This is a genomic window from Vibrio sp. HB236076 (assembly GCF_040957575.1).
Classification (GTDB): Bacteria; Pseudomonadota; Gammaproteobacteria; order Enterobacterales; family Vibrionaceae; genus Vibrio.
This window is the reverse complement of record NZ_CP162602.1, coordinates 1-15,871: the sequence shown is the minus strand read 5'-3', so window position 1 is coordinate 15,871 and position 15,871 is coordinate 1. Positions and strand designations below refer to the sequence as shown.

Annotated in this window: 15 protein-coding genes; 3 read left to right on the top strand and 12 right to left on the bottom strand. The window is 47.8% G+C overall.

Features of this window, described 5'->3' with window-relative positions; translation table 11 throughout:
• Positions 1-99 precede the first annotated feature (99 nt).
• The 8 genes from AB0763_RS13365 to AB0763_RS13330 all read right to left on the bottom strand — a co-directional run bounded on the left by AB0763_RS13365 (position 100) and on the right by AB0763_RS13330 (position 9,877).
• A complete protein-coding gene (locus tag AB0763_RS13365; protein ID WP_306099689.1) occupies positions 100-942 on the bottom strand; it encodes an ABC transporter ATP-binding protein in 843 nt (280 codons plus the stop codon).
• Between the two features lie 14 nt (positions 943-956).
• The gene (locus AB0763_RS13360; protein ID WP_306099688.1) at positions 957-1,946 is read right to left on the bottom strand and encodes an ABC transporter permease; all 990 of its coding nucleotides are present in this window, start codon (positions 1,944-1,946) and stop codon (positions 957-959) included.
• A gap of 51 nt (positions 1,947-1,997) precedes the next feature.
• The gene (locus AB0763_RS13355; protein WP_306099687.1) at positions 1,998-3,374 is read right to left on the bottom strand and encodes a CmpA/NrtA family ABC transporter substrate-binding protein; all 1,377 of its coding nucleotides are present in this window, start codon (positions 3,372-3,374) and stop codon (positions 1,998-2,000) included.
• Between the two features lie 389 nt (positions 3,375-3,763).
• Complete coding sequence (gene mqo / locus AB0763_RS13350; protein WP_306099686.1) at positions 3,764-5,371, bottom strand: malate dehydrogenase (quinone); 1,608 nt, start codon at positions 5,369-5,371, stop codon at positions 3,764-3,766.
• Between the two features lie 358 nt (positions 5,372-5,729).
• Positions 5,730-6,722 carry a DUF2955 domain-containing protein gene (locus AB0763_RS13345; protein WP_306099685.1) on the bottom strand — a complete coding sequence of 331 codons (993 nt, stop codon included), beginning with the start codon at positions 6,720-6,722 and terminating at the stop codon, positions 5,730-5,732.
• On the bottom strand, positions 6,722-7,627 hold the full coding sequence (locus tag AB0763_RS13340) for an efflux RND transporter periplasmic adaptor subunit (protein ID WP_306099684.1): 906 nt from the start codon (positions 7,625-7,627) through the stop codon (positions 6,722-6,724). Before AB0763_RS13340 ends, AB0763_RS13345 begins: the two co-directional genes overlap by 1 nt.
• A 117-nt stretch (positions 7,628-7,744) precedes the next feature.
• Positions 7,745-8,422 carry a type 1 glutamine amidotransferase domain-containing protein gene (locus AB0763_RS13335; protein WP_306099683.1) on the bottom strand — a complete coding sequence of 226 codons (678 nt, stop codon included), beginning with the start codon at positions 8,420-8,422 and terminating at the stop codon, positions 7,745-7,747.
• A gap of 36 nt (positions 8,423-8,458) precedes the next feature.
• Positions 8,459-9,877: a coniferyl aldehyde dehydrogenase gene (locus tag AB0763_RS13330; RefSeq protein WP_306099682.1), complete on the bottom strand. Its 1,419-nt coding sequence runs from the start codon at positions 9,875-9,877 to the stop codon at positions 8,459-8,461.
• A 147-nt stretch (positions 9,878-10,024) separates the two neighbouring features.
• Between AB0763_RS13330 and AB0763_RS13325 the strand changes: the two genes are divergently transcribed.
• Positions 10,025-10,912, top strand: a complete 888-nt coding sequence (locus AB0763_RS13325; RefSeq protein ID WP_306099681.1) for a LysR family transcriptional regulator — start codon at positions 10,025-10,027, stop codon at positions 10,910-10,912.
• A gap of 54 nt (positions 10,913-10,966) precedes the next feature.
• Here the strand turns inward: AB0763_RS13325 and AB0763_RS13320 are convergent, their stop codons facing one another.
• Entirely contained in the window at positions 10,967-11,869 is a 903-nt protein-coding gene (locus tag AB0763_RS13320; RefSeq protein ID WP_306099915.1) for a LysR substrate-binding domain-containing protein, read from the bottom strand.
• 171 nt (positions 11,870-12,040) lie between these two features.
• Here AB0763_RS13320 and hisC point away from each other — a divergent pair, with 171 nt between their 5' ends.
• Positions 12,041-13,147 (top strand): histidinol-phosphate transaminase, encoded by a 1,107-nt coding sequence (gene hisC, locus AB0763_RS13315; protein ID WP_306099680.1) that lies wholly within the window; start codon positions 12,041-12,043, stop codon positions 13,145-13,147.
• 4 nt (positions 13,148-13,151) lie between these two features.
• Positions 13,152-13,928, top strand: coding sequence for an ABC transporter substrate-binding protein (locus tag AB0763_RS13310; RefSeq protein WP_306099679.1), 777 nt, complete (start codon positions 13,152-13,154; stop codon positions 13,926-13,928).
• Positions 13,929-14,050: 122 nt separating this feature from the next.
• Here the strand turns inward: AB0763_RS13310 and AB0763_RS13305 are convergent, their stop codons facing one another.
• The 3 genes from AB0763_RS13305 to AB0763_RS13295 all read right to left on the bottom strand — a co-directional run bounded on the left by AB0763_RS13305 (position 14,051) and on the right by AB0763_RS13295 (position 15,871).
• A complete protein-coding gene (locus tag AB0763_RS13305) occupies positions 14,051-14,506 on the bottom strand; it encodes a YHS domain-containing (seleno)protein (RefSeq protein ID WP_306099678.1) in 456 nt (151 codons plus the stop codon).
• A gap of 66 nt (positions 14,507-14,572) precedes the next feature.
• Positions 14,573-15,319 (bottom strand): NRDE family protein, encoded by a 747-nt coding sequence (locus tag AB0763_RS13300; RefSeq protein ID WP_306099677.1) that lies wholly within the window; start codon positions 15,317-15,319, stop codon positions 14,573-14,575.
• 27 nt (positions 15,320-15,346) lie between these two features.
• Entirely contained in the window at positions 15,347-15,871 is a 525-nt protein-coding gene (locus tag AB0763_RS13295; protein WP_306099676.1) for a DinB family protein, read from the bottom strand.

Genomic DNA, 15,871 nt, shown 5'->3' with positions numbered 1-15,871 from the left:
AGTTTTTCCTGCGTGTCCTGTTATCTCTTTATTGTCTTATCTGTCTTTAAAGAAAAAATCCCCTGAGTGGTGTATCAGGGGAAGGCGGGCAGTGACTGTTCAAGCGCGTTTGAGCTTATCAGTGGACGATGGCTTGGCTTTAGATTGACTCAAGGGCTCGACTTTGCGCTGCTTTTCATAGAGGAAGGTCAGCACTTCAGAGCGAAGACGGTTATAGCTTGGGTCCTGGGCTAAGGTTAAGCGGTTTCTTGGTCTTGGTAAATTGACCTCCAATATTTCACCGACGGTCGCACTTGGCCCATTGGTCATCATGACGATCTTATCGGACAATAACACCGCTTCATCGACGTCATGAGTAATCATGATCACGGTATTGTTGAGTTCGTCTTGGATCTCCATTAACGAATCTTGCATATGAGCGCGTGTTAGTGCATCGAGGGCACCAAACGGCTCGTCCATTAGCAATACTTCGGGTTGCATGGCAAGTGCTCTGGCAATCCCAACTCGTTGTTTCATCCCCCCAGAAATTTCATCTGGCCGCTTGTTAATCGCGTGATCCATGTGCACCAGCTGCAAATTGTGCTCAATCCATTCTTTCATCTCATTGGCATTCATGGTTTTTGAGAAGACTTGTTTGACAGCCAGTTCAACATTTTGATAAGCCGTTAACCAAGGGAGTAGGGAGTGGTTTTGAAACACCACCGCTCGCTCGGGCCCGGGTTGGTTGACCTCTTTGCCATTTAAAATTACCCCGCCGCTCGTGGCATTGTGCAGCCCTGCGACAACGTTGAGTACCGTGGATTTACCACAACCAGAGTGGCCGATAAGCGAGATAAATTCGCCCTTGTTAATTTGTAAATTGACGTCTTTTAACGCGGTAAAAGGGCCATTTGGCGTCGGAAACACCATATCAATATGACTAATGTCGAGAAATGCTTGCATGGTAATCTCCTTGTTTATCGTACTTCGGCGGCTTTATCCCAGCTCACCCAACGTTGCAATTGCATCATACTGCGATCGAGCATGAAGCCAATTAAGCCAATGACCAGGACCGCCGTCATGATTCGACTCAGGGATTGTGAGCTGCCGTTTTGAAACTCATCCCAAACAAATTTGCCAAGGCCTGGGTTTTGCGCCAGCATCTCAGCGGCGATCAGCACCATCCAAGCAATACCAAGTGACAATCTCATTCCGGTAAAGATAGCAGGCACAGACGACGGTAAGACGATTTTTCTGACATGGGTTAATGGGGGCAGGCGTAGCACTCGGCTCACGTTAACCCAATCTTTTTCAATAGAGCTCACTCCGACGGCGGTATTGATGACCATGGGCCACAAACAGCATAAGGTTACCGTGATCACTGAGTTGATAAATGACTTGGCAAACATCGGGTCGGACGTGGTATACACCGCGCTGACCACCATGGTCACTAAAGGTAGCCAAGCCAATGGCGAAACGGGTTTAAAGATCTGAATAATTGGGTTGATCGCCGTATTGAGAGAGCGACTCAAGCCAATGGCAATACCCAATGGAATCGCAATGATGGCGGCGACGATAAACCCAGTCATCACCGTGATTAAGCTGGTGACAATCTGGTCGAGAAAGGTTTCTTTGCCGGTATAGGCGCGTATTTTAGGTTCATAGGAAGGGTCGGCGGCAACGCGTTTGGCATTGCGCTCTTCTTGGCGTTGGTAGAACGCTTGCTCTTTCTCTCGCTCTTGGTTGTGTTCTAAATAAAGATTGACGATTTGCTCTGAAACTTGTGATGGCCCTGGGAATTTACCCAGCGACGTATTGATTTGATTGGCGGCAATTGACCAAATGAGCAAAAAACAGGCGATGCCCGCAATGGGTAATAACAAGGCTTTCAATTGTTGAGTGCACCAATCGCTGATCACCGTGATTACCGTGCTTTCGGCCTTGGCGTTAAGTGGTTGTGTTTTCATCTCTCTGTCCTTAGTGCCGGCGAACTCGCCGGCATCATTGACTGTGGTGGATTACAGTTTTTGTTGGGCTTTGAGACCAATCGAAAATTTGTCGATGTAGTCGTTGGGCTTGTTGCCGTCGTAAACAATGTTGTCGATAAAGTGAGTTTGCGGTTGGCGGTAACCATCTTCTTGACTAAAGTCGGGGAAGTCGGCTTTATCCATTAATTTTTCATCGATAAGCGATTGTGCGGCTTTGATGTAAATGTCTGGACGATAGACTTTTTTCGCCGTTTCTTTGTACCACTCATCACTTTGTGGTTCACTGATCTGCCCCCAACGACGCATTTGGGTCAAATACCAAATGGCATCAGAGTAATAGGGGTAAGTGGCGTTGTGGCGGAAAAAGACATTAAAATCAGGCACGGCGCGCTTATCGCCTTTTTCGTACTCAAACGTGCCCGTCATGCTGTTGGCTATCACGTCGTAGTCGGCGCCAACGTAGTTTGATTGCGATAAGATTTTGACCGCTTCCGGGCGATTGGCATTGTCGTTGTCATCTAACCATTTGGCGGCGCGGATCAACGCACGGGTGAGACGAATGGTCGTATTGGGGTATTTTTCAGCAAATTGTTTGGTGATACCAAAAACTTTCTCTGGGTTGTTTTTCCAGATTTCATAGTCGGTGACCACAGGGACACCAATGCCTTTAAACACCGCTTGTTGGTTCCACGGTTCGCCAACGCAATAACCGAAAATCGTACCGGCTTCTAAGGTGGCGGGCATTTGTGGCGGCGGTGTGACAGACAGTAAAGCGTCGGCATCGAGTTGACCTGACGTATCACCGCGGTGTGGGGCGTAGTAGCCTGGGTGAATACCCCCGGCGGCTAACCAATAGCGAAGTTCGTAATTGTGGGTCGAAACGGGAAAGACCATGCCCATTTTAAACGGCTTGCCTTCGGCATTGTATTGGTCGACCACCGGTTTTAGTGCGTCGGCTTTGATTGGGTGAACCGGTCTACCGTCGTCCATTTTAGGGATATTGGCTTTCATTTGTTGCCAAACCTCGTTGGAGACCGTAATGCCGTTGCCGTTAAGATCCATAGAAAATGGGGTAATGATATCCGCTTTGGTGCCATAGCCAATGGTCGCGGCTATCGGTTGGCCTGCGAGCATGTGGGCGCCATCGAGACGGCCATCAATCACCCCGTCTAGCAAGACTTTCCAGTTTGCTTGCGCTTCAATGGTGACGTACAAGCCTTCGTCTTCAAAGTAGCCTTTTTCATACGCAATGGCGATGGGGGCCATATCCGTGAGTTTGATAAAGCCAAAGGTAAGCTCTTCTTTCTCGGGCCAGCCAAGCTCTTCGGCATTAAGGCTAACGGGGGCAAGCAGGCAGAAGGTACTGACCGCAGCGATCACAGCGCTTCTCAGGGCATTCTTTTTCATTTTGATTCCTTTCATCAATAAAAAGTCCGCGATGGCATAACAGGCCATCAGATAGTTACACAGGTGAGTCTCTACTGGACGGCAAACCAATCAGTCTCAACCGTGCTAACGTCGAATACAAGGGTGTATTCTCAGTATCAATACCAAGTTGAGCAATAAGTGTTCCAATTTATAAGTTGCAGATAATTAAAGAGAAAGTGATAAGTAAAATCACAATGATCACTAAGAGGGGGCGCATTGCACTCGATATTATGCGCTTCTACCCCTTTAGGCTTAGAAGGGGATACAGAGTCAAAAATAAGCGCGTTAGAGGTAAAAAAGGCCAATCAATCTGTGATTGGCCAGTGAACAATACCGCGAGTCAAACGCGTTTAAAAGGCGGGAGAAAATTAAGCGACATCGGCCTCTTGATGTTTTTCGGCCTCGTGAGACGTGTTCTCTACATTGGTGTTTAATTCAACTAAATGGTTGTCAAGGTTGAGACTTTTCGCCGTCTGCGCCAATACGTGTTGATGCAACTGTGGGTTGTCGAGTAAATCCTGACCATACGATGGCAACATTTGTTGGATTTTGTTTTGCCACGCTTTGCTGCCCATTTGTTCTGGGAAACAACGCTCGAGTAATTCCATCATGATGGCGGCCGAAACTGAGGCCCCCGGCGATGCACCAAGGAGTGCGGTTAAGCTTCCGTCTTTGGCGTGAACCAGTTCAGAGCCTAAGTGTAATGCGGCTTTTTTACCGGCTTCTTTTTTGATGATTTGTACTCGTTGCCCGGCTTGACACAAACGCCAGTCACTGGCTTTGGCCTTAGGGTAAAAGGCTTGCAAGGCTTTGATGCGGTCGTCTTCACTTTGCGTTAGTTGGCCGACGAGGTATTTCACCAAGTCAAAGTTATTGAGCCCGACGTGCATCATTGGCAGCACATTGTGTGGTGTGACCGACGAAAATAAATCGAGAAGCGAGCCCTGTTTTAAGAATTTACTCGAGAAACTGGCAAAAGGCCCAAATAACAGCATTTTTTTGCCATCAATGACCCGAGTATCCATGTGTGGGACCGACATCGGCGGAGCACCGACCGCCGCTTTGCCATACACTTTCGCTTGGTGGGCGTTGACGAGATCTGGGTTCTCAGTCACTAAAAATTGGCCCCCGACCGGGAAACCCGCATACGATTTCGCTTCTGGGATCGACGATTTTTGCAATAAGGTCAATGAGGCACCGCCAGCACCGATGAACACGTAACGGCTAAGAACGGTGTGCTCTTTACCCGTTGTCAGACAGCGCACACCCACTTTCCAACGGCCATCACTTTGCTTGTCAAGCTGAGTCACTTTGTGTTTTAACTGCAGTGAAAAACGCTCGTTGCGCTGCAAATTGTCGATCATTTGGCGGGTGAGCTCACCAAAGTTGACATCCGTGCCATCGATAGAGCGGGTAGCGGCGATCGGCTGATCACTGGAACGACCCTCCATCATCAAAGGCAACCAAGTGCGAATTTGCTCGGGGTCTTCGGAATAAGCCATGCCTTCGAACAAAGACAAAGAGGAAAGGGCTTGATAGCGTTTGCGCAAAAATTCGACGTTCTCTTGGCCACTGACAAAGCTCAAATGAGGCACGCTATTGATGAAGCTGCTTGGCGTGCCAAGTTGACCTTGCTCGCTTAGGTAAGCCCAAAATTGGCGTGATAATTGAAACTGTTGGTAGATTTTAATCGCTTTACTGATATCGATACTGCCATCGGCTTTCAGAGGCGTGTAGTTGGACTCCGCTAAGGAGGTGTGACCGGTGCCGGCGTTATTCCAACCGTTCGAACTTTCTTGAGCGACATCGCTTAAACACTCATAGAGGTTGATTTGCCAGTTGGGCTCCAATTGTTGTAGGAAACTGCCCAGTGTGGCACTCATGATCCCACCGCCAATAAGCACAACATCAACCTGGTTTTCTTTGCCTTTTTGCCCATTCTGGTTCAAGTCTCTTTGACCAGTTTCTTGTCTCATTTCCTTTGACTCTCTTTGCTAGTTAACCCTCACTTGGCACTTTATCGACGCTAAGGTGATTGTCCTATCACCTGGCCATCGGCTTGATAGCGATCGACATTCATCAGTTTGTCAAGTGCACATCTATGCAGTCAATATACCACTAATTGAATCGCTAACAAGGGGACAATTGATTTTATTTTACACATCAAAATAAAACACTATTTAACCATTATTTAAAGCATTCCACACTATAAGTGCCTATTTTCAGTACCGCTTGTGGCCAGAAGTGCTCAACAGGTTAATCATACGAATTGATGAATAAATATATAACAAAAAAAGAATAATAAGTCATAAGTATATTGAGTTGCCACATGGGCTACTGAGCTGGAGGGCGATGTCGAGCTAACGAATCTAGCCAGTGGGCAACAATATAGATGATCACTAAGGCAATCATCAATTCTGTAGCGCGCAAAGTAATGGAATTAAGGCCAAAATTGTTGCCGTATTGGGCAATGTACAATTGATATGGAATTAAAAAGCCCATTAAAGCGTCGCCGTGAATCGCTTTGTCCACCGGCTCTGAATGCTGTATCCAGTACAAAATGAGGTAAATCAACAAAAAGGAGATTAACGCGTAGCTAAATAGATTCACTTCCGTACCTGAGTACACCATCGACATGATGATCGCCAGACAACAGCCGCCAATCTGCGACAACAATTTTTCTTTTGAATGTTGTTTCATGTGCTGATGGGTCGGTTGCATCGCGGAGGTGACTAAGGGCACTAAGCAAAATACCGCACTGGTGACTTGATTGATCATGATAAAGGCCAAGCCGCCGCCAACCAATACCAGTATTTTGAGCCGATCACTGCCGGTTACAGGTTGGTGAATGACTTGCGGTGCCGAAGGGGCACTTTTGGGCGGCATGATATGATTCATAAAGCTCGTGACGAAAGCGACAACCCCGGCACTTAACACTACGTCGTGCATGTAAAAAATAAGTGCATCGGTATACGTACCGCTATTGTGATAAGTGGTGACAAAAATGATCATGAACAAAGGCAGTACCGCTTGGCCAATTTTGAGGTTGGTATTGGCTTGGCGGCGTACGTGATCAAAAAACACCAGGCAGCAGGTCCAAATAATGAAGGGGTGTTCACTGAAGGCTTGGTTGACTAAGGTAGCCCCTAAGGCGCATATGACGGCGGGCAATAATTTCCCCAGTAACTGATGAATGTGCTTAGACACCGTTGTGGTTGATAATAAAATCGCAAATAACAACAAGTAAACACCGACCGTCATATGCAGTGTTTTACTCAGCATTAAGCAAATTAAAATGATCAGTGTTTTTCGTAGCAGCTCGTACATTAGTATAAGTATCTCAACCAGCTCAATAGGGACATCCAAGTATCGGACACCTTGCCGTCATCGCGGAGCATGACACTGGCACGGCCGCCCGCCACCACGTTGCTTGGCATCTCATCAAGACGAATTCGGACGCGGACTTTTTGCTGGGAGCGGATCCAGCGTGTTTCATTGGTCACTGTCGCGAGTTGGCCGGCATCGTTAAGACCCGATTGAATGGCTTGGTCGATGGCGCTAATTTGGCCTTGGAATACGCGGTTGGGCAGAGCATCAAACACGATATTGACGTGGCGATTTTTCTGTAATGCCGGTAAGCCTTTTTCAGTAAAATCCGCGGCGACCCATAAATCTTGGCGGTTGACCAAGTGAACCGCCACCGAAGACGGGCTAACGTACATACCAGGTTTATAGGCCAAATTGGTGACAACCCCAGCGTGTTTGGCAATCATCAGGGTACGCTCTAAGTTTCGCTTTGCCGTCGCGAGATCGGCATTGGCTTGCTCAAGTTGTGCGTTGGCGTTGGCCATGGCTTCTTTGGCAACATCGAGGTCGTCTTGGCTGATGGAGCCTTTTTTGGCTAACGCGCGAATTCGCTGATAGTGACGTGTACTTTTCGCCAGTGTACTCTGTCGTTGTTTCTGGACGGCTAACGCTTTGTCTTTGGCTATTTGATAGTCAGTGCGATCAATCTGCAACAGCGGTGCCCCGGCTGGTACGCGTTGTCCCTCGCGAACGTAGACATCAGTAATATACCCCTTCACTTCAGGGACCACATTAATTGAGGTGGTTTTGACTGTCGCTTGTGTGGTAAAGGGAATGGCATTGTCGGTGTAAACCAAAAACGCGCTAAAACCGACGGCGATCACAAGAACACAAGTCGTAATGTAGGCGTAAATATCACGTTTCATTCAGTTTTCTTATTTAACTATTACTGCCCTAGTCAGTGCGTGCTGACTAGGGCAGGATGGGTTTATTTCAAATAGTGAGTTTGGCGAGCACTAAACGATAGTGCGAGTCAAAGCCACTTACGACAAACGCTTGAGCAGCGCTTTGGCAACGGCCTCGGAACTGGCTGGGTTTTGACCGGTGATCAACAGACCGTCTTCAACCACAAACTCACTCCAGTCGTCAGATTTTTGGTAATCGGCGCCCAGTCGAATGAATTCGTCTTCAATCAAAAACGGCACCACGTCAGTCAGCCCTACGCCGGCTTCTTCACCATTGGTAAAGCCGGTGACCTTGCGCCCTTTGATCAATACATCGCCATTAGCGGCTTTCACGTCTTTAAGTACCGCTGGCGCATGACACACAAAGCTGATGGGTTTTTGGGCTCGCTCGAACGATTCGATCAAGGCAATTGAGGTGGCTGAGGACGTTAAATCCCACAATGGGCCATGACCGCCAGGGTAGAATACCGCGTCAAAGTCTTCGCTATTGATGGTCTCGAGTTTGACCGTGTTCGCCAAAACCGCTTGTGCTTGTGGGTCTTGGTTGAAGCGCTCGGTCGCTGGCGTTTGAAAATCCTCTAGCTCACTATTCGGGTCTAAAGGGGGCTGACCACCAAGCGGTGAAGCCAAAGTAATCTCGCTGCCTGCATCGAGAAACTGATAATACGGCGCGGCAAACTCTTCTAGCCAAAAGCCGGTTTTTTCTCCGGTATCGCCCAGTTTATCGTGTGACGTTAGTACCATTAAAATCTTCATTTAACACTCCTAAATGTAGGGTTGGTAAGACTTGATTCAGCTTTGGAAAAAAGCGTTCAACGCAGTGAGTTTTTCTTGGTAAGGCGCGCGCAGACGTTGGCTAGACTCGGCTTGTTCGCTTTGGATTACAACCGGTTTTGCATGTGAAAACTGACGGAAACCATAAATACCGTGATAAGCCCCCATGCCTGATGGACCTACACCGCCAAACGGTAAATTTTCGATGCTGACATGGGTCATCACATCGTTAACCACCAGAGCTCCTGAGGTAGTGTGATTGGCAAAGTGTTGTTGATTCTGCTCAGACTCACTGAAAAAGTAAGCCGCCAGTGGTCGAGGGTGAGCATTGACGTACGTGATCGCTTCTTGCTCGTCTTGATACGTTTTCACCGGCAGTAATGGACCAAAGATCTCTTCTTGCATAATGGCCATGTCATCATTCACATCTAAGACTAAATGCGGTGCCACCTTACGGCGTTGTGCGTCATAGGCTGGCTCATCGTCCGCGGCTAATTTAACTAGGGTGGCCCCTTTGGCTTTGGCATCGTCCAGTAAACCCACTAAGCGATTGAAATGACGCTCATTGATGATCGCTGTGTAATCTGGGTTGTCATAAATGGTTGGGAATGAACCTGCCATAAACTGACGGGCTTGGTCGACGAAGGCCTCGCGTTGCGACTCAGCTAAGATCAAGTAGTCTGGCGAAATACAAATTTGACCGGCGTTAAAGGCTTTCACCGTTAAGGTGCGCTCGACGGCTTTGGTGAGATCTGCATCTTTAGCGACCACAACCGGCGATTTACCGCCCAGCTCTAAGGTCACAGGCACTAAATGTTCTGCCGCTGCGCGCATGACGTGTTTGCCCACGGCGGTGCTGCCGGTGAAGATCAAATGATCAAAAGGTAGCGCGCTGAACGCTTGCCCGACCTCGGCATCGCCAAGGACCACGGTCAACTCTTCTGGACCGAAGTAACGACCAACCAGTTCAGCCAAGAGTTGTGAGGTTTTCGGGGTTAACTCCGACGGTTTTAACATGGCGGTGTTACCGGCCGCAAAAACACTGGCCAGTGGACCAAAAGCCAGGTTGATTGGAAAATTCCAAGGGCTGATGACACCGACCACACCAAGGGGTTGGTACTGCACTGCAGTCTGCATACCCGGTGCTGGCGCTTCAACTCGCTCAGGTTGCATCCAGTCGGCTAGGTTATCGCTGGCGTGTTGCAATAAATTAATGGTACCGAGCAAGTCGGCAGCGCCAGTTTGGTATGCACTGCGATGACCAAAGTCTTGGCTGATTGCTTCGGTAAGCGCTTGGTGGTTGTCTGCAATTAAGGCCATGCTGCGTGCCAATCGATCTTGGCGCAGCGCGATGGAAGCGGGGCCGTTGTTGATTTGTTGCTTTTTCATTGACTTCAGAATAGAGCGTAACTGTGATTGATTGTCAGTGCTGGACATATGGCCTCCTGTAAGACGGAATGAGCAAAAAATGGCGTTAGCTTTGTCACACAACTCGTTTTCGATATTGGCATGTTACTCAATATCGGTATTGGCGGGTAATTATGCTATTTTGTAGAGGGTATAAAAATATTTATAGGCGAAACCATGTCATTAGTAAGAATGAGAAGCTTTATTGAGGTGTACCGACAACGGTCGCTGAGCCGCGCGGCCAAAGCGTTAAATCTGACTCAACCTGCGGTGTCGCAACACATTACCGGCTTAGAAATCGCCGTGGGTAAACCGTTATTTGAACGCACCAGCTCAGGGGTAGAGCCGACCGCCGCGGGCAAAGAGCTGGCCTTTGACATCGGTGATAAATTGGATATGGCCGAAGCGGCGCTTGCCAACGCCCGCTCGCGCTCGATGGATCTTTCCGGAGTATTACAGATTGTTGGCCACGCGGATTTCATGGCTGAAATTTTAAGTGAGCCATTATTGCCTTTATTGACGTCGGGCATGAAAGTACGCATGCACAGCGAAACCGGTATCATGATCAAGAATATGTTGTTAGAAGGTCATTGCGATTTGGGTATTACCGCTTATCCGGTGCTCGATGAACGATTGCGCAGTGAACGTATTTACACGAGTCGTGTCTTGCCTGTGGCCTCTAAGGCGGTGGCAGAGAGGATCGCAGGGGCGAAGAGTCTTGCGCAAGGCTTGAGTGAAGAGCATTTACTGTCTTATAACTTGGAGTTGAGCTTGATTGAAACCTGGCTGAAAAAAAACAAACTCTCGCTCGAAAGCTTAACCCCTAGTCTTGTCAACCTTGACTTTCGTGCCCAGCGCAACATCTTAATTCAGGGCTTTGGGTGGTCGGTGATGCCAGATTTTCTATGTCGTGAGCAAATTAAAAATGGTGACTTGGTGGAACTCCCTTCACCTCATGGCACTCACGAAATTGATTATTTCCTTATTTGGCTGCCAAGTGCACTTCGTCAAGTACGCGTTTCTCACGCCCGTCAAACCTTGCTCAACCTCATTCGTCAACGATAAAGGTCGTCGGTGAAACCCAGGCCGCACCAAGGTGTTGCCAGCTCTGATCGTACCCTAAGGGCATCCGTCGTATCGGCTCTCATTAAGCAGCCAATCGCGCAAGAGAAACAGTGAAGGGTTATCCATGTGTTCAGGATAGCTAAAATAATAATGTTTCCCTGAAGGGACGACGGTGTCGAAAGGCTGTAATAAACGCTTTAATTTCATGTCTTGTTTGGCAAGGGTAATGTCGCCAACCGCAATGCCAAAGCCTTGTTGAGCCGCTTGCATGGCTTGGTCTAGGGTGGCGAAATGCTGGTTGGTTTTACTGGCCAACTTGGTTTGACTGACCGCGTTTAACCACAAAGACCAATCGCTTTGCATCGGGTTGGCGTGCAGCCAAGCAAAGTGTGTTAAGGCATCGGCTTGTGGGGCGTGGTCGCGGTCATAGCGACTGTGCCACAACTCAGGGCTACACAGCGGCGTTAATTGCTCGGCAAACAGAGAAAAACAGTCAATACCGGGTAACTTGGGCTGTTCGGCGTAGAGGATGACGATGTCAAAGGCGTGATAGTTACTCTCGGTTTGATGACTGATGGTCGAGGTTAACTCAACGTCGATTTCTGGGTGAGCTTGTTGAAAGTGCATTAATTTATCGAGCAGCCATGAGGTCACGCAACTTGGCGTGTTGATGCGCAGTGTTGAGTGGTTACGAGCCACTTCAATAACGGTTTGTTGTAATTGCTCAATCAAGGCTTGGGCTTTGGGCACGAGGATTTGACCGTTGGGGGTTAAACTCAAGCCTCGAGCGTGGCGATAAAACAGTTTGACCGCCAGTTTTTCTTCTAATGAAATGATCTGACGACTGACCGCCCCTTGAGTTAAGTGCAGATCACGAGCGGCGCGAGTAAAGCTTAAATGGTGCGCGGTCGCCAAAAAAATTTGCAGTGCTTTTGTCGAGGGAAGAGACATACTAATAGCCATGAGTTTTTATCATGACAAGTATGCTTTTATTTCGATTCATTTTGCAAATACTTTTTGATTGAATGATTTATTAATTAATCATTTTGACAATTAGTGCATAAAAACAGATTTTGTGTAAAAAACTATGCGTGCTGTTCAAAGTTGTTTGTATTTTATGAGGTGTGAATGTCACGTCTAATCGATGCTATCGTCCCTGAGTCGATAAAAAAATTAATACCTTACCAGTCTGCTCGTCGCATAGGGGGCCATGGTGATATTTGGTTAAATGCCAATGAGTTAGAGCAGGCTATAGCGTACACTCAAGACGCCGGCCAATACCATCGCTACCCGGACTTTTTGCCAGGCCAAGTTGCAGCCGCTTATCAGGCCTATGCCAACACCCAAGCCGAGGTGTTAGCGGTGCGCGGCGCTGATGAAGCCATTGATTTGATCACCCGTGCATTTTGCCAGCCCGGTAAGGATAAGATTGCGATTTGTACGCCAACCTATGCCATGTATCAATTTTGTGCCGAGGCTTCATTGGTACAAACCTTGGCCTTGCCTTTGCAGGGAGCGGACTTTGCGCTTCCCTTAGAAGCGTTAATTGAGGCCAGCGTTGAAGCCAACGTAGTGTTTTTATGCTCGCCAAACAACCCAACCGGACAAGTGCTCGATAAAGCGCAAGTGACGACCTTGCTTGAGCATACTAAAGAGCAGACGTTAGTGGTTATCGATGAAGCGTATATTGAATATCAACCCGACGCTTCCTTTGCTGATCTGCTTGAGGAATACCCCAATTTGGTGATCATTCGCACCTTGTCAAAAGCCTTTGGTTTGGCGGCGGTTCGCTGCGGTTTTATTCTTGCCAACCCTGAGGTCATGGACATCGTAAAGCGTTTAGTACCGCCTTATCCAATGCCAGACCCAAGTTGTGAACTGGTGTTAAACGCTCTGTCTGAGCAGGGTTTAACCAAGATGCAAACCGGGGTTGATAGCTTGATTGAGACACGCGATTGGTTTGCCGAACAACTTTCGAACTATGGGTTTATTGAACGCGTCTACCCAAGTGCAACCAACTTTGTGTTAGTGAAAACTCAACCTGAGTTCGATCTGTTTGATTACCTTAAACAACACGGTGTGGTTACTCGTAATCAAGCACATGAAGACAGTCTTAAGCATTGTGTCAGGATCACCATTGGCACTCGACAAACCATGCAAAAAGTGGTTGATCTTATCGATCAATATACCCCTCAATCTCAAAGTACAATATCTCAAAATACAAACCAAGGATGAAAAAATGAAAAAAACGTTTAGCTTAGGTCTGGCATGTTTGGCCATGATGACTTCCCACGTAGTAATGGCAAAAGAAGTACGCTTAGCTTCGGATTTTACCTACCCTCCGTTTAATTATAAAAATGCCGAAGGTACCCCTGTTGGTTTTGATATTGAAATTGCAGATGCTTTGTGTGCAGAAGCAAAACTCGAATGTACTTGGGTGTCCCAAGGTTGGGATGCCTTGATCCCAAGTCTTCTTTCTCGTAAAGCCGATGTGATCATGGCGTCAATGCGCATCACTGAAGATCGCAAGAAAAAAGTGCTGTTTACCGATAAGTACTACCAAACCCCAGCGCGTTTTGTCGCCAAATCCAGTGCCGACTTTGCCATGGATAGCCAAGGGTTAGCAGGCAAAACCATCGGCGTTCAGCAAGGGACCATCCACGACCGTTACGTCACCGACAAATTTGCTGATGTGGCCACCATCAAACGCTACAGCGGTCAAGATGAAGTGTATCTCGACATGCAAAATGGCCGTTTGGACGTGACCTTTGGCAACGCCGATCAATTGGAGTTGGCATTTTTGGCCAAACCGGAAGGGCAAGAGTTTGCTTTTAAAGGCCAAGCGGTGACGGATAAAGCCTATATCGGTGAAGGCACCGCGCTCGCACTTCGCAAACAAGATAAGGCGCTGGCTGAGCAATTTAACCAAGCGATAAAAGCCATTCGTGCCAATGGGACTTACGACAAGATAGCCAACAAATACTTTAACTTTGATATTTATGGCGGCGATCTTTAAATTGTCCGTCGTGATGAGTGAAAGGCGCGGGTAGAAACAGCGCATAAAAAAACAGGCAGAGTGAAGTACTCTGCCTGTTTCGTTAGGGCTTGAACAACTCGGCTTACCGCGTGGTGCACGATTTATTGATTGATAAGCGCTGGCCAATTTTGCTCAGCTTGGGCAATAAATCCTGGGATGTCTTTGTTCCACATCTCTTGAACGCTTTGGTCGTAGTTTAAATAAAGCTTATCACCGACAATACGCCAATGCAGCGGATCGCCAGGGGCAAAGTCATTTTTTGCCGCGACCGCCCAAGCGCAATAGCCACCGTATTGAGGCGCGTATTTGTCTGGGTTATTGACAAACAGGTCGAGGTTTTCTTGACTGGAAAAATACCAATCTGCCCCTTGGTAGCGGGTTTTGAATTGATCGCTCCCTTTGACCGGCTTATTTTCGGTAAAGTAAGCGACCGTATCATAACCACCAACGGCTTTACTGCTAAAAAAGCTGGTGTAGACCGGGTCCTGAGCGTGTGCGGATAAACTAAACATCAGGGGCGTTATCAACAGGGATACCAAAAGCCAAAATTTTCTCATCGTCTTTTCCTTTTAATTCGTCATTTCAATATAAAGGACAGGGGGAGGGGCAAAAATATTTCATCTCTAGCCGACAACATGTCTTTTTTCGGTGTCTTTGTGCTTTTTAAGGCGCATTGAACATCGGGTTATTGCTTCGCTATCAGCATCTTGATAATCCATCGTGATATGAGATTGGTCGATGCAAATGTGTGTAAAACTAACGGTTTTCGCGTCATTTCGCTGCAGGTTGGGGCCTAAATAGCTAAGCTCGCTGCGGTGGCGGTGAAAGTCAATATGCGCGGCGACCGTGGGGTTAGGCAACACGTGTTGAGTGTAGTGTTGGCGGCGAAATTGGATCACTTCTTCGTATCGATAACCGCTTGAGCTCACGGGGGACGCCGCGACACTGTCACACAAACTATGGCCATCCCATTGCATCGCTCTCACGTTGTGAGCTAGCGGACTTTGAGTGGGGGCAAACAGCACGAAGGTAAAAGGCGCATAGTGTGATAAGTCGAGTTGTTTAAATGCTTTGATCAAACCATCGACACTCTGGTGTTGAATAAAGGTTTTCACTAATTGTCCGCGACTGACCAAAGGGCCCTGCGGGGTTTGTCCCTGATAAAAGTTGAGTAAACACAGGGCAATACCGTATTCATTGACACCAATCCAACTGCCGCCGCCTTGTGGGTCAATTGGCATGACCCACTGCGTGCCATCAGGGCTTTGGTGGTAGTTTGGTGGCGTAGCAATAACGCGATCAATCTGTTCATCGCGATTAAAAAACAGATGAAAGGCGCCGTTGTCGACTAGCCAGGAAGCTGTACACATACTGTATCCTTGTTTGCTATAAGGCGATTAAGCTCGGCCTCTTAAATAGGTCGAGGTTGACGGCGCAAAACCAAAGCTTTCATTGAGCTCAATATTGCGGTGCTTACCAATGGTTTTGATCATGGCATAATGATGAATGGTGTGACTGGCGGTAAACAAGAGCTCGCGTCGCAAACTTGACGTCATCTCACAAATTTGCTGAGTGGCTAGGGTGGCCTCGGATAAAATTGACAAGGGAACATCAAGGCTTTTTTCGTCTATCGCTAACAGCCAGTTTTTGATCTCATGCAATTCTTCTACACCGGTTTCAAGGTCGGTTTCCACTTTTGCGCCTCGGCGGCGAGCATCGTAATCGACAACACCGATGTTGTTGGCGTTGATCACCGCTCGATAGAGATCCAATATGTGGCGTAAATGTTGTCCCATGCTGCTATCGACATAAGGTTTGGCACTGTAGGTATAATCGCTTTGCTTGCAATGCTGAAAAAACGCCAAACCTTGTTCAATGGCTTCCAAGTTGCCGGTAATCGACGGACAGAGTGTCTGAGTCAT